At 70.5% G+C, this 23,385-nt stretch carries 12 protein-coding genes and 3 pseudogenes; 5 read left to right on the top strand and 10 right to left on the bottom strand.

The window, feature by feature from the left end; genetic code table 11:
* Positions 1 to 8: 8 nt before the first annotated feature.
* Entirely contained in the window at positions 9 to 1,817 is a 1,809-nt protein-coding gene (locus ACN28I_RS24645) for a cytochrome C (RefSeq protein ID WP_420944385.1), read from the bottom strand.
* A gap of 369 nt (positions 1,818 to 2,186) precedes the next feature.
* The gene (locus ACN28I_RS24640) at positions 2,187 to 3,155 is read right to left on the bottom strand and encodes a sensor histidine kinase (RefSeq protein ID WP_420944384.1); all 969 of its coding nucleotides are present in this window, start codon (positions 3,153 to 3,155) and stop codon (positions 2,187 to 2,189) included.
* Positions 3,156 to 3,388: 233 nt separating this feature from the next.
* On the opposite strand from ACN28I_RS24640, the pseudogene ACN28I_RS24635 reads away from it, so the two are divergent.
* Positions 3,389 to 6,428 (top strand): annotated as a pseudogene (locus ACN28I_RS24635) (helicase-related protein).
* Between the two features lie 409 nt (positions 6,429 to 6,837).
* On the top strand, positions 6,838 to 8,340 hold the full coding sequence (locus ACN28I_RS24630) for a PAS domain-containing sensor histidine kinase (protein WP_420944383.1): 1,503 nt from the start codon (positions 6,838 to 6,840) through the stop codon (positions 8,338 to 8,340).
* 16 nt (positions 8,341 to 8,356) lie between these two features.
* On the opposite strand, the pseudogene ACN28I_RS24625 reads toward ACN28I_RS24630, so the two are convergent.
* The 3 genes and pseudogenes from ACN28I_RS24625 to ACN28I_RS24615 all read right to left on the bottom strand — a co-directional run bounded on the left by ACN28I_RS24625 (position 8,357) and on the right by ACN28I_RS24615 (position 9,979).
* Positions 8,357 to 8,931 (bottom strand): annotated as a pseudogene (locus ACN28I_RS24625) (hypothetical protein).
* Between the two features lie 3 nt (positions 8,932 to 8,934).
* On the bottom strand, positions 8,935 to 9,702 hold the full coding sequence (locus ACN28I_RS24620) for a hypothetical protein (RefSeq protein WP_420944382.1): 768 nt from the start codon (positions 9,700 to 9,702) through the stop codon (positions 8,935 to 8,937).
* 43 nt (positions 9,703 to 9,745) lie between these two features.
* A complete protein-coding gene (locus ACN28I_RS24615; protein ID WP_420944381.1) occupies positions 9,746 to 9,979 on the bottom strand; it encodes a hypothetical protein in 234 nt (77 codons plus the stop codon).
* 178 nt (positions 9,980 to 10,157) lie between these two features.
* On the opposite strand from ACN28I_RS24615, the gene ACN28I_RS24610 reads away from it, so the two are divergent.
* Complete coding sequence (locus tag ACN28I_RS24610) at positions 10,158 to 10,778, top strand: hypothetical protein (protein ID WP_420944380.1); 621 nt, start codon at positions 10,158 to 10,160, stop codon at positions 10,776 to 10,778.
* Positions 10,779 to 10,793: 15 nt separating this feature from the next.
* Here the strand turns inward: ACN28I_RS24610 and ACN28I_RS24605 are convergent, their stop codons facing one another.
* Positions 10,794 to 12,557, bottom strand: a complete 1,764-nt coding sequence (locus ACN28I_RS24605) for an ABC transporter ATP-binding protein (RefSeq protein ID WP_420944379.1) — start codon at positions 12,555 to 12,557, stop codon at positions 10,794 to 10,796.
* A gap of 139 nt (positions 12,558 to 12,696) precedes the next feature.
* On the opposite strand from ACN28I_RS24605, the gene ACN28I_RS24600 reads away from it, so the two are divergent.
* Positions 12,697 to 13,140, top strand: coding sequence for a hypothetical protein (locus tag ACN28I_RS24600; protein ID WP_420944378.1), 444 nt, complete (start codon positions 12,697 to 12,699; stop codon positions 13,138 to 13,140).
* A 155-nt stretch (positions 13,141 to 13,295) separates the two neighbouring features.
* Positions 13,296 to 14,423, top strand: a complete 1,128-nt coding sequence (dnaJ, locus tag ACN28I_RS24595) for a molecular chaperone DnaJ (RefSeq protein ID WP_420944377.1) — start codon at positions 13,296 to 13,298, stop codon at positions 14,421 to 14,423.
* A gap of 90 nt (positions 14,424 to 14,513) precedes the next feature.
* Here dnaJ and ACN28I_RS24590 read toward each other — a convergent pair whose 3' ends face one another.
* From ACN28I_RS24590 to ACN28I_RS24575, 4 genes and pseudogenes are all read right to left on the bottom strand, one after another.
* The gene (locus ACN28I_RS24590) at positions 14,514 to 15,926 is read right to left on the bottom strand and encodes a hypothetical protein (RefSeq protein WP_420944376.1); all 1,413 of its coding nucleotides are present in this window, start codon (positions 15,924 to 15,926) and stop codon (positions 14,514 to 14,516) included.
* Between the two features lie 170 nt (positions 15,927 to 16,096).
* Positions 16,097 to 17,740, bottom strand: a complete 1,644-nt coding sequence (locus ACN28I_RS24585) for a cyclic peptide export ABC transporter (RefSeq protein ID WP_420944375.1) — start codon at positions 17,738 to 17,740, stop codon at positions 16,097 to 16,099.
* Positions 17,737 to 19,065: an alpha/beta fold hydrolase gene (locus tag ACN28I_RS24580; RefSeq protein WP_420944374.1), complete on the bottom strand. Its 1,329-nt coding sequence runs from the start codon at positions 19,063 to 19,065 to the stop codon at positions 17,737 to 17,739. The genes ACN28I_RS24585 and ACN28I_RS24580 overlap by 4 nt, the downstream gene beginning before the upstream one ends.
* A gap of 118 nt (positions 19,066 to 19,183) precedes the next feature.
* A pseudogene (locus ACN28I_RS24575) lies at positions 19,184 to 23,266 on the bottom strand (amino acid adenylation domain-containing protein); the annotation flags it as partial.
* Positions 23,267 to 23,385 lie beyond the last annotated feature (119 nt).

The raw sequence follows: 23,385 nt of genomic DNA, 5'->3' as shown, positions 1-23,385 counted from the left end.
CCGCGGCGTTAGAAGCCGCTCCCCGGGTGGGTGGTGTGGCAGGCGCCGGTGCACTGCTGGAAGGACTCACGCCCGCCGCCGACATACATGCTCTCGATGGGGCCGAACTGGGCCACGTGCGAGTCGGGGTAGCTCTTGTGGCACGAGAGGCAGGCGGCCTTGCTGGTGCGCTGCGTGCTCTCCCGCGTCACGTGGCAGCTCGAGCACTGCTCCTTGGGAGCGTCGAAGCGGTCCGAGCGCGAGTGGATGAAGTGCGTGCGCACCACGATGGGGCCTTCCAGCTCGAAGCCCAGCGGGGCGTGGCAGCCGGCGCACGCGGCGCGGTTGTCATTGCCGTGCAGCACCTGGGAGAACTCGCCGCCCTGGTCGTGGCACGTCTTGCAGGAGCCCGTGGTGAGCGCCGCCTGGGTGCGCTCGGGGGTGCCCACCTGGATTTCGAGGGTGCGGCTGGCGGGGACGTCCTCGCCCAGGTAGACGCGGCGGCCCTTCACCGTCACCAGGTAGGTGCCGGGCTCGGCGTTCGCCGGAAGCTGGTACGTCCACGAGGTGCTCACCGGCGCGTCCCAGCCCAGCGTCTCCGGGAAGAAGGCCCCGCCGAAGAGCTTGTTGGACGGCGGGAAGGTCTGGAACTGGGCGTAGACGCCGTCGCGCTCGAGCGTGCCGATGGTCTGCACGTCCTCGGGGCCGAGGAACGCGTCCAGGTCCACGATGCTGCGGATGGGCTGGATGCGCTGGGCGGGCCCGATGATCTGCGTCATCAGCATGCGCTCCCGGTGCTTGCGGCGGTAGTACGTGGTGGACGGGTCGATGAAGGCGAAGGCGCGGTAGTACTGGATGCCCGGCTCATTCTGCCCGAAAACCACCTCGTTGTAGGAAGGCAGGCTGCCCTCCGCGTGGAGGCGCTTGCCCGCCCCATCGCGCAGCGCCATCTGGAAGGTGACGGCCGTGCCGGGCGCGTAGGTGCCATCCGCGCGCGGCGGGGTGACGGCCTGCACGTCGATGGAGAAGCCATACGCGTAGGTGGGCGCGGCCACCTGCGTGACGGGGATGGTGTAGGCGGCGCCGGGACGCAGCGACCAGCTCAGCCGCAGGGCGGTGGTGTCCGGCGGGAGGGTGAAGGGGATGGCGCCGGTGCGGGCGTTGCGCACCTCGACGAGGGCCTCCTCGGAGAAGTTCTTCGCGCCCGTGCAGTCCGTGGCCGTGCGGCAGTCGTAGGTCCACTGGATGGCGCGCAGGCGGCGGATGAAGAAGTCGTCGTTGGACTTGCGCCGGTCGTCCTTGCCGATGTGCAGGGAGACGGCCCGGCCCGTGGGCAGGCCCTCGGCGTCCACCGGCTGCACGTTGAAGACGCTCGGCTGCTCCATCCACTGGGCATTCCGGTAGAAGCGGCGGCGGGTGAAGGTGCCGTCCGGGTTGGCCAGGGGGATGGGCTCCTCGTCGGCCAGGCTCACGCCGTCCCAGGAGAGCTGCGCGAAGTCGCCCGCGCGCCGCAGGCCGTCCACGCCCTCGTCCCGCGTGGCCGTCAGCGAGGCCCTCAGGTCGATCTGATTGATGTAGAAGGTCTGCCCGGCCTTCACCTTCAGGGGAAGGCCCGTGCCGTCATCCACCTCGAGCGCCAGCCCCACCGCCGACTCCAGGCTCGGGCGCATGGCCGCGGCCTCCGTGAGGGCCTCGGACAGACTGGGGGCCGCCGCCGAGGTGCTCTCCGTGAGGGCCTGGGACTGGTGGGGGGGCCTGGCCGCGCTGGCCTCGCGCATCGCGGTGACCTCCCGCTCCGTGCAGCCTCCCGCGAGCAGCGCGAGGGCCGCGAACCACATTCCCCTCACCCGGCCCGGAACGCGGACAGACGACTGCGACGGCACACAGAGTGCTCTCACTCCGCTCATGGCGGCCCCTCTCATTTCGGTTTGGGTCCCGGGCAACGCCCCCACCCGGCCCTGTTCTCGCCACCGGCTTCCGTTCCCTACCTGTCAGGTCGGAGCCGATGCTTCCTCGAGTGCTCCCCTGTCCTTCAGGGAACGGCTCGGTTTGAGCCAGGGCAGAATAAAGTGATTCGACCTGGAATTTCAACTTCTATGGGAATTATTCACCCACCTCTTAAGCCATTTTTGGCGGTTTGGTGTGAGACGCTGTAGGTGACGTGTGCGGTTGGGTGAGAGGACGCGTCGCGTCATCCCCGGCCCCGTCTAGGACGAGGCGTGGGAAGCGGGCAGCTCGACGGTGAAGGTGGCGCCGTGGCCCGGGCGGCTGGAGACGTGGATGGTGCCGCCATGGGCCTCGACGAGCTGGTGGACGATGTAGAGGCCGAGCCCGGTGCCGGGCCGGCCGGTGGTGCCCAGCCGCTCGAAGCGGCCGAAGAGGCGCTCCTGGGCGTCGGGGGGCAGGCCCACGCCGTTGTCCTTCACGGCGAGCCGGGCCCGCCCGCCCTCGGCGAGCACGTGCACCTCGATGGGTTGGCCCTGGCCGAACTTCAGGGCGTTGCTGAGCAGGTTGGTGGCTACGCGATCCAGGCGATGACGGTCCCACCGGCCATGCACCGGGCCCTGGGCGTGCACCACCAGGGGGCTGCCGGCGGCGGCGGCCTGGTCCGAGAAGCGCTCGGCCACTTCGCGGGTGAGGGCGGCCAGGTCCAGCTCCTCGAGGTCCAGGGGGAGCCGGCCCTCGGACAGGCGCGAGAGGTCCAGGAGATCATGCACCATCAGGCCCATGCGGCGCGCCTCGCGCTCGACGAGGGCGAGCCCCTCCTGGGCACGCGGATCCTGCCGCGTCTGGGCGCGCAGCCGCTGCAATCGCAGTTGAAGCGCGAGCAGGGGATTGCCCAGGTCATGCGCGGCCACGCCCACCAGCTCGAAGGCGCCCTGCACCTGGGCGCGCAGGCGGGCGTTCTCCCGGGCCAGGGCGTCCTGTGCGGAGTCCGGCGCGGAGGAGCGGGGCGCCTCGGGGGGGAACGTCTGGCGCAGCGTCCAGCCCAGGGCGCACCCCATGGCCAGCCCCACGAAGCCCATCATCATCACCAGCAACCGCGGCCCGTCGGCCTCCTCGCTCCGGAGGGGCAGGGGCCCCGGTGCCAGGAGCAGGTAGCCCGCCCCGAGCAGGGCGAAGGCAGACAGGTTCACGCCCGCGCGCAGCGCGGCCGTTGGATGACGCGGCGGCATGTGGCTCTCCCCCCCAGCGGCCATGGACTCCGGGCGCGCAGGTCGAGCCACCTTGCCTGGAGTGGGAGGGTCTCGAAATCGCCCCGGTGGGCAGGGGGCTGTCGAATGGGTGACAGCGGCATCGCCCCGGAGTACGAGGCCGCACCTGAATTCGAGGGGTTCGCGGGATGGCCGTGGGGGTGGGCCGGGGTTATGAGCGAATCCCCTTTCACATCGAGGGTCCGTTTCCGACCATGTCCTTTGTCCCTGGCAACAAGGTCCGCTACCTCCCCCAGCCCGAGTGGGGCGTGGGGCATCTCATGGAACTGCAGGATGAGGGCGCCAAGGCGCTCGTCCTCTTCCCCGCCCGGACGGGAGAGCCGGTGCTGGTGTCCACCAAGGGCGGCGCCCTGGTGCACTACGCGCTGACGAAGGGGGAGCCGGTGCAGACGGCCAAGGGCCGGCGCGCCACCGTGCTGGGCGAGGAGGAGGGCGGCCGGGGCCTGCGCCGCTACGTCCTGCGCTACACCGACACGGGGGAGGAGGACGAGATGCCCGAGTCCGAGGTGCACGCGCTCGCGCCGCGCTCGGATCTGCTCTCCACGCTGCGGGATGGGCGCGTCGGGGACTCGCGCGCCTTCGCGCTGCGCAAGCAGGCGCTGGTGATGGACGACGAGCGGCGGTGTGACGCGCTGGGCGCGCTGCTGGCCAGCCGGGTGATGGTGAAGCCGCACCAGGTGGGCGTGGTGCAGCGCGTGCTGAGCGCGCGCCGGCCGCGCTTCGTGCTCGCCGACGAGGTGGGCCTGGGCAAGACAATCGAGGCGGGCATGGTGTTCAGCGCCCTGCGCCTGTCGGGCCTGGCCAGGCGCGTGCTGGTGGTGGCGCCCAGCCACCTCACCGTGCAGTGGCTGGTGGAAGCTCTTCCACAAGTTCAACCAGCTCTTCACGCTGATGGACTCGGATCGCTACGCGCAGTCGCTCAAGGAGATGCCCGGGGTGTCGCCGTGGGCGCGCTTCCCGCTGGTGGTGACGAGCCTGGAGATGCTGGCGCGCGGCGAGGAGCACCGCCGGGCGGTGGCGGGCGAGGACGCCTTCTGGGACCTGGTCATCATCGACGAGGCGCACCACCTCAAGGGCGAAAAGGCCTTCGAGGCGGCCGAGGCGCTGGCGGGCAACAGCTGGGGCCTGCTGCTGCTGACGGCGACGCCCATGCAGTTGGATCCGGCCGAGTACCACGGGCTGCTCACGCTCATCGACGCGTCCACGGCGCCCACGGTGAAGGGCTTCGAGCAGCGGCTGGCGCGGCAGGAGGAGCTGAGCGCGGCGGTGCGCGGGTTGCTGGAAGGCAAGGACGCGGCGGGGGCGGTGAAGGCCCTGGCGGCGCGCTTCCCGGACGACGCGAAGCTGAAGACGCTGAAGGAGCGCGACGCGCTGATGCAGCACCTGGCGGAGACGTACAGCCTGTCGGACCGGCTGGTGCGCAACCGGCGCGCGGTGGTGGGCGGCTTCTCCACGCGGCGTCTGCACCGGCACCCGGTGAAGCTGTCGGCCGAGGAGCTGAAGACGCGGGACGCGGCGCTGGCGGCCCTGGCGGAGAGCAACCTGCGCGGCGCACCGCTGGGCAACCTGCTGCGCCGGTTGGAGTCGAGCCCCGCGGCCTTCGGCGAGGCGCTGCGCACCAACAAGGCGCTGGCCGGGGTGGCGGGGAGCCTCAAGCTGCCCTCGCGCGACGCGAAGTTCGGCGCCTTCCTGGAGGTGCTGCGCGGCCGCATCTGGAGCGCGGAGCCCAACGCGAAGGTGCTCGTCTTCACGGAGAGCCGCGACACCCTGGAGACGCTGCGCGCGGAGCTGGGACGCGAGGGCGTGGAGGCGCTCGCCTACCATGGAGATCTGCCGATGGTGGATCGCGACCGGCAGGTGGCGCGCTTCCGAGATCCGGAGGGCCCCAAGGTGCTGCTGTGCACGGAGGTGGGCGGCGAGGGCCGCAACTTCCAGTTCGCGCACCACCTGGTGCACTACGACCTGCCGTGGAGCCCGTCCACGGTGGAGCAGCGCATCGGCCGTCTGGACCGCATCGGGCAGAACCACCCGGTGGAGATCCACGTGTTCGACCCGGCGGGGACGCTGGCGTCGGACGTGCTGATGCTGCTGGCGGACGCGGTGGGCGTGTTCGGCGAGACGGTGGGTGGCCTGGACGCGGTGCTGGAGGAGGTGGAGGAGCGGCTGACGGAGATGGCGCTGCTGCCGCGCGAGTCGCGGGTGGCGTACGCCTCGGAGCTGAAGGAGCGGGTGGAGAAGGCGCGGGCGCAGGTGAAGCGCGCGTATGACCCGCTGCTGGACATCCGCTCGTTCGACAAGGACGCGGTGGCGCGGCTGGTGACGCGGGCGCAGGAGCGCATCGGCGTGGAGGCCGACGAGGAGGAGGAGCAGAGCCTCGAGGAGGGCCTGTGGAGCGTGGCGAGGGATCTCGATGAGAAGCTCGAGGAGACGGTGACGGAGCTGGCGAAGCGGGTGGGCATCGGCGTGGACACGGACGAGCAGGTGGATGCCTTCCAGTGCGCGTTCCACTTCGGCCACGCGTTGAAGGTGGAGGGCCTGCCGGGAATCGACATCAACGAGGACCGGACGGTGCTGGGCACCTTCTGGCGGGACACGGCGGTGGAGGCGGAGGAGCTGGAGTACTTCGCGACGGGCCACTCGATTGTCGAGGCGCTGTTCGGCTTCCTGCGGGACGGGCCGTACGGGCGCAGCGGGGCGCGGTTCATCGAGAAGCGCGGGCCGCTGAAGGCCAAGGGCGTGGAGCTGCTCTACCACGTGCAGATGCCGGAGCCCGAGGACACGTCTCCGGGCGCGCGGGTGCCGAGCCGGCAGATCGCCCGTTTCCTGGAGCGCACGCTGGTGCACGTGGCGGTGGTGGAAGGCCCCACGGGCCCGAAGGCGGACACGTCGGTGCTGCCGGCGCTGGAGGCCGAGGGCAAGGGGCTCAAGGGCGACGAGTGGCTGCGCATCTTCCCGGGCTTTGGCGCCTTCGTGGACCAGGGCATTCCGGTGGCGCAGAAGGCGGCCGAGGCGGAGATGGCGAAGCTGCAGACGCGGGCGCGCAAGGCCATCGAAGCCGAGCGTGACGGGGCGCTGGAGCGGATGCGGCTGTCGCTGACGCACCAGGGGCTGGAAGCGGAAGCGGTGGAGGATCAGCTCGCCGCGGAGCGCACGCACTACGAGCGGCTGCTGACGGCGCTGGCGGGAGCGAAGGTGGTGCTCGACTCGGCCTGCGGCTTCGTCATCAATCGCTAACGCTGTTTGTGTATACCTTGTTGAGCCTTTGTTGAGTCTTCTGGAGGCCCTTCCACTCGAACCTTTCCCCTCTCCCTTCGGGAGAAGGACGGGGTGAGGGTATCGGGCCCCTGTTCTCACTTTCTGGGAGCACCGCTGGCAAACCGTGCGCTCGGCGGCCTGCCAGCTCGAAGCTCAGGTAGATGAGATGCGCGGACGTGTGTGTATTTGTTGGGACATAAACGAGCCACAACGATACAGGTTCACGTGACCCGCTGCGGCGGTACACCCTCGAGAACCGCACCATGCACGGACCCCACCCACTGCGTCCCGACACCTTGGATCAGCGCACCCACCCCAGTGGCCCTGGCCTGCCGAGCGCTTCTTCCCGCCCTGGCGCGAGCGCCAGTCCCTGAATCGGGGAGACGACATGTTCGAACAGAACGCGCAGGCGGTTCTGGAGCTGGTGGACGCGCGGGACGACCAGGCCCAGCGCCTCATTGATAGCCTCTACGACTACGCCATCATCATGCTCGATGTCTCGGGGCGGGTGCGGAGCTGGAACAGCGGCGCGGAGCGCATCAAGGGCTACAGGCGGGAGGAGATCCTCGGCCGGCACTTCTCCGTCTTCTACCCGCCCGAGGACGTCGTCGTCGGCCGGAGCGAGCGCGAGCTGCGGACCGCCGAGAAGGAGGGGCGTTTCGAGGAGGAGGGCTGGCGCGTGCGCAAGAGCGGCGAGCGCTTCTGGGCCAACGTGATCCTCACCACCATGCGCGACGCCAAGGGCCAGCTCATCGGGTTCGCCAAGGTGACGAGGGACCTCACCGAGCGCCGGAAGGCCGAGGAGCAGCTCCGGCAGAGCGAGGAGCGCTTCCGGCTGCTGGTCACGAGCGTGAAGGACTACGCCATCTTCATGGTGGGGCCCGACGGGCGCGTGGAGAGCTGGAACGCGGGAGCCCAGCGCATCAAGGGCTACGAGGCCGGGGAGATCATCGGCCAGTCCATCACGCGCTTCTACCCGGACGAGCTGGTGGCCCAGGGCAGGCCGTGGGCGCTCCTGCACGAGGCGGCGGAGTCGGGACACGTCGAGGACGTGGGCTGGCGCGTGCGCAAGGACGGGACGCCCTTCTGGGCGGACGTGGTCATCACCGCACTGCGCGACGAGAGCGGGCAGCTTCGGGGCTTCGCCAAGGTGACGAGGGATCTCACCGATCGCAAGCGGGCGGAGGAGGAGCGCCTGCGGCTCGCCCAGGCCCAGGAGTCCATCCGGCTGCGCGACGAGTTCCTCGCCATCGCCTCGCACGAGCTGAAGACGCCGCTCACCGCGCTCCAGCTCCAACTCCAGAGCCTGCAGATCCGCGGGGAGTCCCTCGCGCCGGGGGTCTCCGCGAAGCTCGACCGCGCCATCCACAGCACCGAGCGGCTGGCGGGCCTCATCGAGACGCTGCTCGACGTCTCCCGGCTGAGCACCGGCCAGCTCACGCTCAGGCAGGAGCGGATGGAGCTGCTCGCCACGGTGAAGGACGTGACGGAGCGGCTGCAAGAGGCGGCCGCCCAGGCGGACTGTCCGGTCGTGGTCCGGGAGGGGCCTCTCCTCGAGGGGACGTGGGATCGCCTCCGCATCGAGCAGGTCGTCTCCAACCTGCTGTCCAACGCGTTCAAATACGCGGCGGGAAGCCCGGTGAGGCTCTCGGTCTCGCGGGAGGGCACGGAGGCGATCCTCGTCATCCATGACAAGGGGCCCGGCATCCCGGAGAAGGACCTGCACCGGCTGTTCAAGCGGTTCGAGCGCGCCGCGCCGATGAAACACTATGGCGGACTGGGCCTGGGGCTGTACGTGACGCGGGAGATCGTCCAGGCCCACGGCGGGAGCATCTCGGTGGAGAACGCCGCGGAAGGCGGCGCCCGCTTCACGGTGCGCCTGCCTCTGTAAAGCGCGGAGGTGAGGCTCAGACGCGCAGCTTCTCGCGCAGCACCTTGGCCCGGCCCTGCGTGTCCGGGTCCGAGCTGGTGCAGCTCGATGCCCTTGAGCCGCTGATCCAGGCTCTTGGGCAGCTTCGCCTTCACCAGCTTGCCCCCGGCCTCCATCTCCTCCAGCTTGCCCAGCGCCTTGTCGGCGATGCGCTCACGCGGATGGCCCAGCAGGCTGTCGAGGAAGTACGGATCCTCGGGCAGCTCGGGGTACTTCTCCAGGTAGTCCACCACGCCCGCCGCCCAGGCCCGCGGATCCTCGGCGGACTCCATCAGCTTCTGCATGGCCTGTTTCTGCGCCTTGCGCTTGCCCTCGGGGTCGAAGGTCTTCGCCAGGCCCTCGGGCAGCTCGCCGCCGGTGAAGAGCGCGTCCGCCGCCGCCTTGTACTTCTCGTAGGACGCGCTGCGCTCGATGCGCTGCTGCGCCGGGTCATCCTGCCGGGAAGCTCGGGCCCCGGCCCTTGCCGCGTGAAGCGTCGATCTCCCGCCAGCTCTTCGTCCGTTTGCCGGAGAAGCCCCCGCCGCCCCGATCGTCGTCCTTGTCACGTGCCATTCGTCACTTTCCCTTCCGGGCACTCCACAGCGCCGCCAGTCCGCGCTTCACCAGGGTGCGTGCCTTCGCCAGCTCCTCGGGTGACAGGGGGTGCTCCTCGTCCTGCTCCGCCTCGAACAGCGCCTCGTCCGCGTATGCGGTCAGGGCCGTGGGCACTGGCGAAGTCTCCATGCCCGGTGTCTCCAGCGCCGCGGGAGCCACGCTCGCCAGTCCCTGCGGCCAACCGAGCTCCAGCATGGCATGCAGCTCGAAGAGCAGGTGACGGGCGACACCGTATCCTTCGTCCGTCAGCCCCGCGGCGTCAAGCACCCCCAGCAGCGCGTCCTGCTTGTTTTCGAACGCATCGTGCAGGCGGGTGCGTCCCTTTTCGTCGTCTTCCAGATAACGCCACGCGCCCTCCACGAATGCCGTGTCCGGCTCGCCCGGGGCGAAGGGCGTGGGAGGCTCCGTCTTCTGCTTCTTGGGCCGGGGCGGGCGAGGGCCGTCCTCGAACCGCACCTGCTTGCCTTCCTGTACCAGGTCCCACAACCCCAGCAGGTTCTGGAAGAGGCGGCGGGCCAGCTCGGGGGACTCGAAGCGCGGCTCGCGCCCGCCGAAGAGGCTGGGAATGACTTCCTGCGAGGGGCGTCCCTCGGCATGGGCCTGCCGCATGTGGGCCAGCACCGTGAGGCTGTCATGGGAAGTGCCCGCGAGCTCCAGCAGCCCGTCGAGCACCGGCGCGCCCTCGAAGTGGCGCACGAAATCCATCTGTTTGGAACGGGAGCGACTCATGAGGTGCACACCGTAGCGCCCGGACGGCGGAGAGGCACGCGGCTCAATGCGGTGCGTGTTCCCACTCGCCCATCAGATCGTCCTGGTGCTGCTTGGGGTTGGTGGGCCATTGGTAGTCCTCGGGCATGTGGCCTCCGCCCTGCTCGGCCGTGCCAATCCAGCTCACGTCCGGGAAGCGGGAGTCCGGACTGGGGTAGAGCGGCTCCAGTTCGTCCGTCACCCCGGTGCGGTTGGGGGGCACCACGAAGGGGGTCTCTGGGGGGTTGATGTTCGCCATGAGTGGGCTTCTCCAGTCCCAACCATGGGGATGACCCCACCCGAAGGCCCGGCCCGTCCCGGGGAGACCGGCCAGGGGACCAGCGGCATGCCCGAGCCGTCCTTTCCTGGACGAGACCCGCTCCACGCCTTTGCTCCTTCCGTTTCCTCCCTTCCGACCCTAGGCTGACGCCCCGTCCATGAGCGATCTGTCCTCGGAGAGACTGAAGGCCGCGGTGCTGGCGCTGTACCAGGCGCGCCCGGTGGAAGGGCCTCCGGGTGACGACGGCCAGCGCTCCGTCTGGCACCTGTCCACCCAGGGGGCGGAGCTGCTCTCCTTCGTGGACCCCGAGGGCCGCGTGCAGCGCCAGGAGCTCACGCTGCTGGATGAGCACTGCGTGTGGTCCAACGGCGTGGGCCTGCGCACCGGACGCGTCGAGCAGGACGGGGCCGCGCGCGCCGACACGAGCGTCGTCCACCCGGACGCCCAGCCCGTCCCCGCCCGGCTGTTGCGCGCCGCGCTCGCCCTCGAGCACTACGAGGGCGAGGATCGCTACATCCTTCATATCCAGCGGGTGCTCGCGCTCGCGCGCCAGGGCCTCGTGCTCGCCGGCGGCGCCGGTGCCGCGCCCGCGCCCGCCGCACCGCGGGCTTCCGCGCCTCAGGCTTCCACTCCCGCCGCTCCGTCCCCGGTGCCGTTCCAGGCCCCGTCCGTCGACCCTGTCATGCTCCGCAGACAGAAGACCGAGGGACTGACGATGCTCATCGTCCTTGGCGTGGGTCTGCTGTTCAGCGTGTGGCTGCTGTACTGGCTGCTCTGAGGGAGTCCGCGCAACTCAAGCGGCGACGGCGCCCTCGCCGAGCAACTGGGCGTAGCGGCCCCCCCGGGCGGAGAGCTCCGCGTGGGTGCCCGCCTCCACCACCCGGCCCGCGTCCAGCACCACGATGAGGTCCGCGTCACGCACCGTGGACAGGCGGTGCGCGATGACGAGCACCGTGCGCCCCTTCATCAGCGCCGCCAGGCCCGCGCCCACCGCGGCCTCGCTCTGCGCGTCCAGCGCGCTGGTGGGCTCGTCCAGCAGCAGCACCGAGGGCCGCCGCAGGAAGGCCCGCGCCAGCGCGAGCCGCTGCCGCTGTCCACCCGACAGCCGCGCGCCGCGCTCACCCACCGGCTCGTCCAGGCCGCCCGGCAGGGCTCCCACGAAGTCCTCCGCGTGCGCCAGCCGCAGCGCCTCCCACACCTCTTCGTCCGTCGCCTCGGGCCGCCCCAGCAGCAGGTTGTGCCGCACGCTGCCCGAGAAGAGCACCGGCTCCTGCGGCACCCACGCCAGCTGCGCGCGCACGCTCGAGGGCTTGAGCTGGGACATCGGTGTGCCGTCCCACCCCACCGTGCCGCCGCTCGGGGGCATGAAACCCAGCAGCACGGAGAAGAGCGTCGTCTTGCCCGCGCCCGAGGCTCCCACCAGCGCCACCCGCGCTCCCGCCGGCACCGTGAGGTCCACCCCGCGCAGCGCCTCGCGGCCGTCCGCGTAGGTGGCGCGCACGCCCTTCAGCGTCAACGCCTGGGTGAGGGGATGGGCCTCCGCTCCCTCGTCCGGCGGCACGGGCACGTCCGCCAGCGCGAAGAGGCGCTCGGCCGCCACCAGCCCGATGATCACCTGCGAGAGCGTGCCGCTGAGCGACTTCACCGGCTGGTAGAGGAGCAGCACTGCGGCGAGGAAGGACAGCAGCCGCCCGGAGAGCGACGGGTCCCCGGAGATGGCCCGCGCGCCCCAGGCCACCGCCACCGCGACGCCGGCAATCCCCATCACCTCCACCGTGGGGCTGTACGCCCCGCGCAGGAAGAGCGAGCGGCGCATCTGCGTCAGGTAGCGCCCCGACTCGGCCTCGAAGGACGCCAGCGCCCGGGGCGCGCCCCCATAGGCCTGCACCACCGGCAGCGCCTGCAGCTGCTCCGCGGTGAGCGCCGTGAGGGCCCCGAGGCTCGTCTGCGAGCGGTTGGCCACCTTCTTCAGCGAGCGGGCGAAGCTGCGCACCGGCAGCACCGTGAGCGGCATCACCACGAAGGTGATGAGGAAGAGCTTCGCGTCGATGAGCAGGCACGTGACGAGCAACGCGACAATCTGCAGCCCGTCCCTCACATAGGAGGAGAGCGCCTGCGTCACGGAGAACTCCACCAACGGTACGTCCGCGGTGAAGCGGGTGAGCAGCTCGCCCGAGTGCTGCCGCTCGAAGAAGGCCGGCGGCTGGGCGAGCAGCCGGGCGTAGAGGAAGGCCCGCAGGTCCGCCATCACCCGCTGCCCCAGCCGCTGCATCCACCCGCCCTGGAGGAAACCCGCGGTGGCCTTCACCGCCGCCAGGGCCACCACGAGCACGGGCAGCACGCCGAGCAGTTGCTCGCCCGGCAGCGTGAATCCCGCCAGCACCACGGGTGTTCCCGTAAGGACAGCGTGTAATAGCGGCCCCACCAACCAGGCGTAGCCTGAAGTAGCGGCCGCGGCGGCCAGGGAGGCGCTCACACCGCATACCAGCAGCCTCCGATAGGGACGGAGGTAGCCCAGCAGACGGCGATAGACGTTCGGGGAAGGACGGGGGGCCACGGCGGAGCGCTCACTCTCGCACCGTCAAGCGTCCCGGGCAAAGGCTCGTGCCCACTCGCTTGCCCTGCTGCCCGGTATCCGGTCCATGTGGGAGCTTTCATTGCCCCTGCGGGAAGCGGCGGACAGGTTTCCGCTAGCCATGGACAACACCAACACTGGGAAAGAGGCGCTGTTCAGTCCGGGCTGTGAGCCGGTGGTCGAGGATGAAGAGCGCCGCCGGCTCTTGTGGCTGATGGCGGAGTACTTCCGAACCATCGGCTGCACGGACCTCAAAGCCCGGCTGCCCGGCTTCATGCCACCGCCCATTCTTTCGGGCACCATCGAGGACCACCGGCCAGACTTCACGTGCCGTCAGTCCGACTCGGCTCGCACCCCCATCATCCTGGAGATCGTCACGCCAGGCATGGTGGAGGACCCCGCCACGGAGAACCGCTGGAGCCTCTTGTCCAGCGCGGCGAAGCTCTACAACGCGGAGCTTCACTTCGTGGTCCCCAAGTGGGCTCAAAGGGGCGCGGTCGACCCGGTGCTCAAACGGCGGCTCGCTCGCATGGAGCTGACGGCCAACCGGGTGTGGACGGTCTGAAGCCCTACCGGAGCCCGATGTGTCGAGCGTTCATTCCGATGCGCCCGCCCCCTTGATGGGGCGGGCGCGGATTGCCGGACCTCCCGCCTGCGTTATAGTGATTTCGAAGACTACGCGAGCGTAGAAAGTCCAATAAATCCAGGGGTTTGAACGCAATGCCAGCGGCGGCGGGCCAGAAACGCGACTACTACGAGGTACTGGGGGTCCAGAAGAACGTCTCGGGGCAGGAGCTCAAGAGCGCGTTCCGGAAGGTGGCCTTGCAGTACCACCCGGACCGGAACCCCGGGAACCATGAGGCCGAGGAGAAGTTCAAGGAGGCCTCGGAAGCCTATGAGGTGCTGAGCGACCCGGAGCGGCGGGCCCGGTACGACCGGTTCGGCCATGCGGGCGTGGGCGGCGCGGCCGGGGGAGATCCGTTCGGCGGCTTCCAGGGCGTCAACATCAACGACATCTTCGGGGAAATCTTCGGAGACATCTTCGGTGGGCGGGGTGGCCGGGGCCGGGTGAGCAACCGCGGCGCGGACCTGCGCTTCAACCTGGAGATCTCCTTCGAGGAGGCGGCGTTCGGCTGCCGTCCGAAGGTGCCGATTCCGCGTCCGAAGAAGTGCGACACGTGCAGCGGCTCGGGCAGCAAGAGCGGCTCGGCGCCCAAGGCGTGCGGCACGTGCGGTGGCTCGGGCGAGCTGCGCTTCACCCAGGGCTTCTTCGCGGTGAGCCGGCCGTGCACCGACTGCGGCGGCACGGGCGCGGTGGTGCCGGACCCGTGCGGCAAGTGCCGGGGCTCGGGCAAGGTGCCCGCCGAGGAGGTCATCGAGGTCAACATCCCCGCCGGCGTGGACAACGGCACGCGGGTGCGGCTGGGCGGCCTGGGCGAGCCGGGTGACCGGGGCGGGCCTCCGGGCGACCTCTACGTGACAGTGATTGTCCGCGAGCACTCGCTCTTCCAGCGCGAGGACTACGACGTCTTCTGCGAGGTGCCCATCTCCTTCACGCAGGCGGCGCTGGGCGCGAAGATCGACGTGCCCACGCTGGACGGGAAGGTGAAGATGACCATCCCCGAGGGCACGCAGTCGGGCAAGGTGTTCCGGCTCAAGGGCAAGGGCATCCCCCACCTGCACAGCGGCCAGCGCGGAGACCAGCACGTGCGCGTGGTGGTGGAGACGCCCACGGCGCTGTCGGCGAAGCAGAAGGAGCTGCTCGAGAAGTTCGCCGACGCCAGCGGGGAGGACGTGCACCCTCAGTCGAAGAACTTCTTCGAGAAGGTGCGCGAGCTCTTCGGCTGAGTTGCACAACCCCTCTCCCCCGGGAGAGGGACGGGGTGAGGGTGCCGCGGACCACGCAGTCCGGGCACCCTTTTCCTTTTCAGGCGGGCCCTACTGCACGGTGATGATGTCCGAGAGGGCCTGCGAGCCGGTGATGGGCACGGTGAGGCGGAACGGCTGCTCGGTGATGTCCATCCCCGGGGTGGTGTTCGAGTCGAAGACGATGACGTACGTGTTGCCCGAGGTCATCAGGCCGGGCGGCAGCCGCACCCGGGGGTTGTTGGTCCGCACGGAGCCCACCAGCCTGCTCACCGTCGCGGTGCCCTGCACCGAGAGCTGGTGCACGAAGATGATGTAGTGCATGTCCGGCGAGCTGGAGGGCGGCGTCCAGGTCAGCTCGGGCGTGGGGGTGGTGAGGGTGACGGGCTGGAAGGCGTCCATGCCCTCGATGCGCGGATTCCCCACGGGACCGAACGGGGGGGCGATCTCCCGGGAGGTGAAGGCCGCGACCGTGTCCGCATCGGAGATGGACGCGAAGACGGCGCCCGGGGTCGTCGTGCCGGGCAGCGTGTAGAGCACCTGGTAGCGCGACTCCATGACCCCGATGGGATTCCAGCTCGCGGGGTAGGGATTGGCGTAGGTGAGGGTGGTGCGCATCTCGTCCACGGTGGGCGCCTGGGCGATCTCGACGAGCCGGGGCACGGAGGTGAAGTAGCCGTAGGTGAGTGGCCTGGGCAGGATGTCGAAGACCAGGAGCTGCGTGACCACGGTGGCGCGCGGGTTCACCGAGGCCGCCAGGTTCTTGTACGCGAGGATGTCCCAGTGGAGGGGGGCCTCGAGCGGCGTCAGCTCGCTCATGGCGGCGGAGATCGTCTGCTTCTCCGCGATGCGCATCTGGAAGGGCGTCGGAGCCTCGACGGCGTGGCTGACGGAGCGGTAGGGCAGCGTCTCGCTGGTGCCTTCGAGCGTGGCGGTGCGGCTGGCGAGCTGGGTGAGGAGGACGCGATCCCCCTGGCTCGAGTCGATGAGCGGTTGGCCGGCGCGGACCGTGTAGGTGAAGCTTCCGGACGTGGCCGTGTTGGTGATGGTGGGCGTGAGCCGGAAGCGCGGCACGTTGGCGTTGGAGGAGAAGAGGGTGATGCTGTCGGTGGCCTGCCACGAGCGCAGGTTGCTGAGCTCGAAGACCATCTCGGCGGCACCGGCATCCGCGGGCTGGGTCATGGGATCCGGCCTGCCGAGCGCGGGCGCGGAGAGATCCACTTCCCGCGAGTCCGTCACCACGAAGAAGGTGGGGTCCACGCGCAGGTAGTAGGGGCCGGCCGGGACGTTGGGCACGGTGAAGGTGCCATCCGCACGGCCCTCACCCTCGTAGGTGACGAAGGTGCCACCCTCCAGGACGAGCGCCTGGGGCGGCGCGGCCGAGAGATCCACCGGGACGCGGACCTCGCCGGTGTCCGTCAGGTAGATGCGGCTGCGCTCTCCGCTGACCTTGGCCAGCGTTCCCGCGTCGACGCCGGCATCCACCTCCGTTCCGGCGTCGGGAGGAGTCGGATCCGGGGACGGACAGGCTGTCAGCCCGAGTGTGAGTGCCAGGCATGACAGCAAGGAAACTGGGAGACGGCTCGAACGCATCTTCTTCCCCTGTAGGACGGGCACTGGTGATGGGGGTACCCGTTCGCGCTTCCACCGTACCACTAGGAGGCCACGCGCTGGGCGTCCGGGGCTGGCTCCACCAGCCGGCCCGAGTCCAGCCGCACGAGCCGATCCGCCACGTGGAAGTAACGATCGTCGTGGCTGATGACGAGCACGGCCTTGCCGGCGCGCTTCATCTCGGGGAGCAGCTCCTCGTAGAAGATCTGCTTGAAGACGGGATCCTGATCCGCGGCCCACTCGTCGAAGACGTAGATGGGGCGATCCTCCAGCCAGGAGGCGAGCAGGGCCAGCCGCTTGCGCTGGCCCAGGGAGAGCGCGGTGGTGGAGAGCTTCCCGTCGGTGACGCGCACCTTCTGATCCAGGTTCAGCCGGGCCAGGTAGTGCGCCACCTGGCCGGAGCGCTCGGGAGGAGCCAGGCCGAGCAGATTCTCGAAGAGGTGGAAGTCCGAGAAGACGGTGGAGAAGAGCTGGCGGTAGGCGTCGCGCGTCTCGTCGGTGACGGGCTGGCCATCCAGCCGCACCTCGCCGGACTCGGGCGCGTAGAGGCCGGTGAAGAGCTTGGCGAGGGTCGTCTTGCCGCTGCCGTTGCCGCCCACCAGGAAGAGCAGCTCGCCCGGCTCCAGGCTCATCCGGAGGGGGCCGAGGGTGAAGCGGGAGTCGTCATTCTCGCGGTGGTAGGTATGGGTGACGTCCACCAGCTCCAGCCGGCGGAAGGTGCGCGGCGGGTTGCTGGAGGCCAGGGCCGTGGGCGGCTCGGCGGAGGCTTGCAGGGACAGGCCCATGTCCTCCACCTTCTTCATCGCGACGTCCGCGCGGGCCAGGTAGGGGACCAGCTCGGTGAGGGCCTGCAGCGGCTGCTGCAGATAGAGCACGGTGAGCGTGTAGCCCGTCAGCTCGGCCAGGCTCAGCGGGCTGAGCACGGGCATGGCGAAGATGAGCAGCCCGATGACGACGAAGAAGAGGAACATGCCCCAGCTACTGCTGGCCGAGTAGATGTTGAGGCTGCGGGTGTACATCTGCCGCAGCGTGGCCGCCGTGCCCTCCAGCACCTCCCCGAGGAAGACCTCGCGGCGGTTGCCGTTGAGCTTGAGCTCCTCGATGCCCTCGGTGATGGAGCGGAAGTGCTTGTAGAGCACATCCTGCGTCTTGCGCGCCTCCGCCACGCCCCGCACGGCGATGCCGCTGAGGAGCGAGAAGGAGAGGACGCCCAGCGACAGGAAGACGACCATGCCCAGGAAGAGCTTCCAGGACAGCCACGCCAGCCACCCCAGGCAGCCGATCAGGATGGCGGCATTGACGACGATGATGGGCAGCAGCATCAGCCCGTTGCTGATCGTGGCGATGTCCTCGGTGAGGGTGGCCATGAGCTGATGGGCCCCCTTCTCCTCGAGGCTGCGCAGGGGCGCCGTGAGGATGCTGCGGCTGAGCCGCAGGCGCATCTCGTAGAGCGCGCCCTGCTGCATCCCGTTGAGCAGCACCTGGGAGATGATGCGGGCCACCAGCGCCAGCAGCATCAGGCCGATGAAGCCGCCCACCAGGACGCCATCCGTCAGGCTGGTGCCGGTCAGCTTGCGGTTGATGAGGGCGATGAGGGCCGCGCTGCTGGCTCCGGAGAGCAGGCCGCAGAAGGCCGACAGGAGGACGCTGCCGCGCGAGGCGCGGAGCAGGAGGGCAAGGAGTTTCATGGGGTCCTTTGGGCCGCGGCGGCCTGCTCGTGGGCGCGCTCCAGGTACTCGCGCAGTCGCTCGGCCACGGCCTGCACGGCAGGAGGCTGCAACAGCTCGAAGTGTGCGCCGGGCACCTCGTGGATGTCCAGCCTGCCCGGGGCCAGGGCCGCCCAGCCGCGATCCTCGGCCTGGCCCGGTGCCGGCTTGCTGGCCCGCAGCAGGATGAGCCGCCCGCCCACGGACGGGGTGGGCGTGTAGTGCCAGAGGGCCCGCAGGTTGGCCTCGAAGACGTCCCGCAGGGCGCGCACCTGCTCCACCCCCACGCCGGGCAGGGCGAGCCGGGCCTGGCGCGCTCCCTCCATCAGCACGTGGAGCAACTCCTCGCGTCCCAGCGTCTTCACCTGCTCCTCGGGCACCTTGAAGCCCTGGCCGACCAGCTCCTCCACCAGCCCCACGAAGGCCTGTTGGAGGGCCTCGTCCTCGTTGGGGAGGTGCGAGGGCCGCCCGCCAGGCACCTGCGCGTCGATGAGCAGCAACGGCTCCACCTGCTCGCCCTGGCGCTGGAGCTGCTGGGCCATCTCATAGGCCACCACTCCGCCCATGGACCAGCCACCGAGCAGGTAGGGCCCGGAGGGCTGCACGGTGCGGATGGCCTCCACGTAGAGGGCCGCCATCTCCTCGACTGTCTGGCTGGGGGGCAACGAGCCGTCGAGCCCACGCGACTCGAGGGCGTAGAGGGGCTGCTGGGGACCGAGCTGGCGTGCCAGCTCGGCGTAGCCGATGACGGTGCCGCCCACCGGGTGGACACAGAAGAGGGGACGGCGCGGGTTGCCCGGCTCCCGGGGCACGAGCGGCACCAGGGGGGACCAGGCCTGGGGCACCCCGCGCAGCAGTTGCGCGAGCTGCTCCACGGTGGGTGCCTGGAAGAGCGCGGCCAGGGGCAGGGTGCGGCCCGTCACCTCGCGCAGCCGGCCCATGAGGCGCACGGCGAGCAGCGAGTGCCCGCCCAGCTCGAAGAAGTTGCCGTGTGCGCCGATGGGCCGCACGTTCAGCACCTCCTCCCAGATGCTCGCCACCTGCAGCTCGAGGGCATCGCGCGGCGGCACGTAGGCCCCCGCCGCCTCGATGCGGCCCTGCTCCGGCGCGGGCAGCGCCTTCCTGTCCACCTTGCCGCTGGAGTTGAGCGGCAGCTTCTCCAGGGCCACGAAGGCCGAGGGCACCATGTACTCCGGCAGCTTCTGCCGCAGGGCGCCGCGCAGCCCGGCCAGGTCGAAGGGCTGGCCGTCGCGGGCCACGAGGTAGGCCACCAGCCGCTTGTCGCCAGGCGTGTCCTCGCGGGCCACCACGCTGGCCTGCTGGACCCCCGGGTGGCTGGAGAGCACGGCCTCGATCTCCTCGAGCCTCGATGCGGAAGCCGCGCACCTTCACCTGGAAGTCCACGCGGCCCAGGTAGTCGAGGGTTCCGTCCGGCAGCCAGCGCACCAGGTCCCCGGTCCGGTACAGGCGGGCGCCGGGCTGCGGGCTGAAAGGATCCGCGACGAACTTCTGGGACGTCAGCTCGGGGCGGCGCAGGTAGCCGCGGGCCACGCCGGCGCCGCCGACGTACAGCTCACCGGGGACGCCCACGGGCACGGGCTGCATGCGCGCATCGAGCACGTAGCCGCGCACGTTGGGCAGCAGCCGCCCGAGCGTGGGCCGGGGCCAGTCACGCACCTCGCACGCCGTGGTGTCCACCGTGCACTCGGTGGGGCCGTAGACGTTGAAGAAGCGGGTGCGCGGGTGCTGGGACAGCGTGGTCCACAGCGCCTCGTCCAGCGCCTCGCCGCCCACGAGCACGTGCGTGGGCACGCCCTCGGTCCGGGTGGCCAGGCCCGCGCTCAGCAACAGGCGCAGGTGCGAGGGCGAGCAGTCCAGGACGTCCAGCCGATCGCGCGCCAGCAGCGCCAGGAGCGCGTCCACGTCGCCGCGGGCCTGGTCGGGCACCATGCAGAGCGCGTGGCCATCGAGGATCTGCACGAGTTGCTTCACCGACGCATCGAAGGACAGCGGCGCGTTGAGGCTCACCCGGAGCTGGCGCTGGACGCCGGCGTACACGGTGCTGGCCAGGGCGCGGTGCAGGTTGAGCACGGAGCCCTGTTCAATCATCACGCCCTTGGGCACACCGGTGGAGCCGGAGGTGTAGATGACGTAGGCCAGGTCCCCGGGGCCGTTGACGAGGGGCGGATTCTCCATGCTCTCGCGGGCGAGCCGTGGGCCCTCCGCGTCCAGGCAGAGCACCTGGGCGGTGGGGGCCTGGAGCCGGGGGAGCAGGTGCTGCTGGGTGAGCAGCAGCGGCGCCTGCGAGTCCGCGAGCACGAGGGCCAGGCGCTCCTGGGGGTAGGCGGGATCCAACGGCACATAGGCGCCGCCGGCCTTGAGGATGCCGAACACGGCCACCACCTGCTCCAGGGAGCGCTCCAGGCACATGGCCACCAGGACATTGGGGCCGATGCCCCGCGCGCGCAGCAGGTGCGCGAGCTGGTTGGCCCGCTGGTTGAGCTCGCGGAAGGTGAGCGAGGCGCCCTCGTACATGAGGGCCAGCGCCTCCGGGGTGCGAGCCACCTGGGCCTCGAACGCGGCGGGCAGGGACTGCTCGACGGCGAAGTCCCGCCGGGTGTCGTTCCACTCCGCCAGGAGCTGGCGCCGCTCCGCCTCGGAGAGCAGGGGCAGCAGCCCCAGGCTCCGCTCGGGGTGGGCGACGGCTCCCTCCAGCAGGACGCCCAGGTGTCCGGCCAGGCGCGCGGCGGTCTGGGGCTCGAACAGGTCCGCGTTGTAGCTGAGCACGCCGGCGAGCTCCCCGGCATGCTCGGCGAAGGTGAGGGACAGCTCGAAGCGGGCCGTCTGCGCGTCCACCTCCAGCGGGCGGAGCGCCAGCCCGGGCGTCTCCAGGGCCTGGACGGGGGTGTTCTGGAAGGTGAGCGTCACCTGGAAGAGCGGCGAGCGGCTCAGGTCGCGCTCGGGATGGAGCTCCTCGACGAGCTTCTCGAAGGGCACCTCCTGGTGGGCGTAGGCGCCGAGCGTCGTCTCGCGCACCTGGGCCAGCAGGGCGCGGAAGCTCTGCTGGGGCGAGAGGCGGGTGCGCAGCACGAGCGTGTTGACGAAGAAGCCGATGAGGCCCTCCACCTCGCCGCGGTTGCGGCCGGCGATGGGCGATCCGACGCTGATGTCGTCCTGCCCTGAGTAGCGGGAGAGCAGCACCTGGAAGGCCGCCAGCAGCAGCATGAAGGGGGTGACCCCCTCGCGCTGGCAGAGCTTCAGCAGCGCCTGCGAGAGCGCCGCGGGCAGCACCACGGGCTGGCTGGCGCCACGGTGGGTCATCACGGGAGGCCGCGGCCTGTCCGTGGGCAGCTCCAGCGCGCGAGGCGCATCCGCCAGTTGCTGGCGCCACCAGGAGAGCTGCTGCTCGAGCACGTCGCCCTGGAGCCAGCCCCGCTGCCACGCCGAGTAGTCCGCGTACTGCACGGGCAGCTCCGGCAGGGGCGAGGGCTTGCCCTGGGTGAAGGACTGGTAGAGCGCGGCCACCTCGCGCACCAGCACGCCCATGGACCAGCCGTCCGAGACGATGTGGTGCAGCGTGACCACGAGCACATGCTGGTGCTCGTCCAGCCGCAAGAGCAGGGCACGCAGCAGGGGCCCGCGGCCGAGGTCGAAAGGCCGCAGCGCGTACTCGGTGGTGAGCCGCCGCACCTCGGCCTCACGCTCGGCGGGAGGCAGGGAGTGCAGCTCCACCACCTGCCACGGCAGCGAGCCCTGGGGGGCGATGACCTGCACGGGCTCGCCCTGGTGGGTGTGGAAGGTGGTGCGCAGCGACTCGTGGCGCTGCACCAGCGCGGAGAGGCTGTTCTCCAGCGCCGTGACATCCAGCGCCCCTTCCAGCTTCACGGCCGTGGGCACGTTGTAGAAGGGGTTGCCCGGCTGGAGCTGATCCAGGAACCACAGCCGCTGCTGGGCGAAGGAGAGCGGAAGCGGCCCCTCCCGCGAGACGCGGGTGAGGGCAGGAGCCTGGACGCCCTGGCCCGCCCGGACGGCCGCGTCGAGCCTCACCGCCAGGGTGGCGATGGTGGGGGCCTCGAAGAGATCGCGCAGGGGCAGCTCGGCCTTGAAGGCGGTGCGGATGCGCGAGAGCACCTGGGTGGCCAGCAGCGAGTGGCCGCCTAGCTCGAAGAAGTGGTCGTGGACGCCGATGCGAGGCACGCGGAGCACCTCGGACCAGAGCTGGGCGAGGAGCTGCTCGGTCTCGTTGCGCGGGGCCACGTACTCCTGGCTCGTCTGCGCCTGCTCCGGCACGGGCAGGGCCTTGCGGTCCACCTTGCCGTTGGGAGAGAGGGGCAGCGTGCCGAGCACCATGAGCGCGGAGGGCACCATGTACTCGGGCAGGCTCTGCTTGAGGAAGGAGCGCAGCTCGGCGGCGGAGAGCGTCTGCTCCGGCTGGGCCACGAGGTAGGCCACCAGGCGCTTGTCGCCCGGGGAGTCCTCGCGGGCCAGCACCACGGCCTCGCGCACGGCCGGGTGGCCGCGCAGCGCCGTCTCGATTTCACCCAGCTCGATGCGGAAGCCGCGCACCTTCACCTGGTTGTCGATGCGGCCCAGGTACTCGAGCACACCGTCGGGCAGGTAGCGGACCCTGTCACCGGTGCGGTAGAGGCGCTCACCGGGGGTGGTGGAGAAGGGATTGGGGACGAAGCGCTCGGCGGCCAGCTCCGGACGATGCAGGTAGCCCCGGGCCAGTCCCGCGCCGCCCAGGTAGAGCTCGCCCGGCACGCCCACCGGCACCAGTTGCATGCTGGCATCCAGCACGTAGCCCTGGGTACCCGCCAGCGGCCTGCCAATGGTGGGCTCGCCCTGGAGCTGCCGGGGCACGCGCACGAAGGTGGAGTAGGTGGTGTCCTTGGTGGGGCCGTAGAGGTTGTAGAGGGCCTCCACGTGGGGCTGCTCGTGGATGAGCCGCGAGAGGGCGCCGGTGAGCGGCTCGCCCGCGAGGTTGACGGTGCGCACCGAGGTGGGCACGCCCTTGCCTCGCAACAGCTCCGCCATGGCGGAGGGCACGGTGTTGATGAGGGTGACTTCCTGGCGGGCCTCGAGCGTGGGCAGCGCCAGGGCATTCTCGGCCACGATGACCGCGCCGCCGCTGCTCAGAGGCGCGAAGAGCTCGAAGACGGAGAGGTCGAAGTTGAGCGAGGTGGCCGCGAGCACGCCGGCGAGCTGCTGGGACGAGAAGACGCGCAGGGCCCAGTGGACGAAGGCCACGGAGTTGCGGTGCTCGAGGGAGACACCCTTGGGCCGGCCGGTGGAGCCGGAGGTGTAGAGCACGTAGGCCAGGTTGCTGGGGTGCACGGGGGCATGGCAGCGCTGCGAGGGCAGGGACTCGAGCAGCTCCCGGGCCTCATCCAGCAGCACCACGTGGGCGGGGTGCGCGGGCAGGGAACGGGCGGGGCGCTGCTGGGTGAGAAGCACGGGCACGCGCGTCTGCTCGAGCATGTAGCCCAGGCGCTCCTGGGGGTAGGCGGGGTCCAGGGGCACATAGGTGCCGCCCGCCTTGAGGACGCCCAGCACGGCGATGACCAGGAAGCTCGGAGCGCTCCAGGCACAGGCCGACCTTGACCTCGGGCCCGACGCCGAGGGCA

Source organism: Archangium gephyra, assembly GCF_049060025.1.
Classification (GTDB): Bacteria; Myxococcota; Myxococcia; order Myxococcales; family Myxococcaceae; genus Archangium; species Archangium gephyra_A.
Note: the sequence above shows the minus strand (reverse complement) of the source record. Positions and strands in the feature narration are given on the sequence as shown.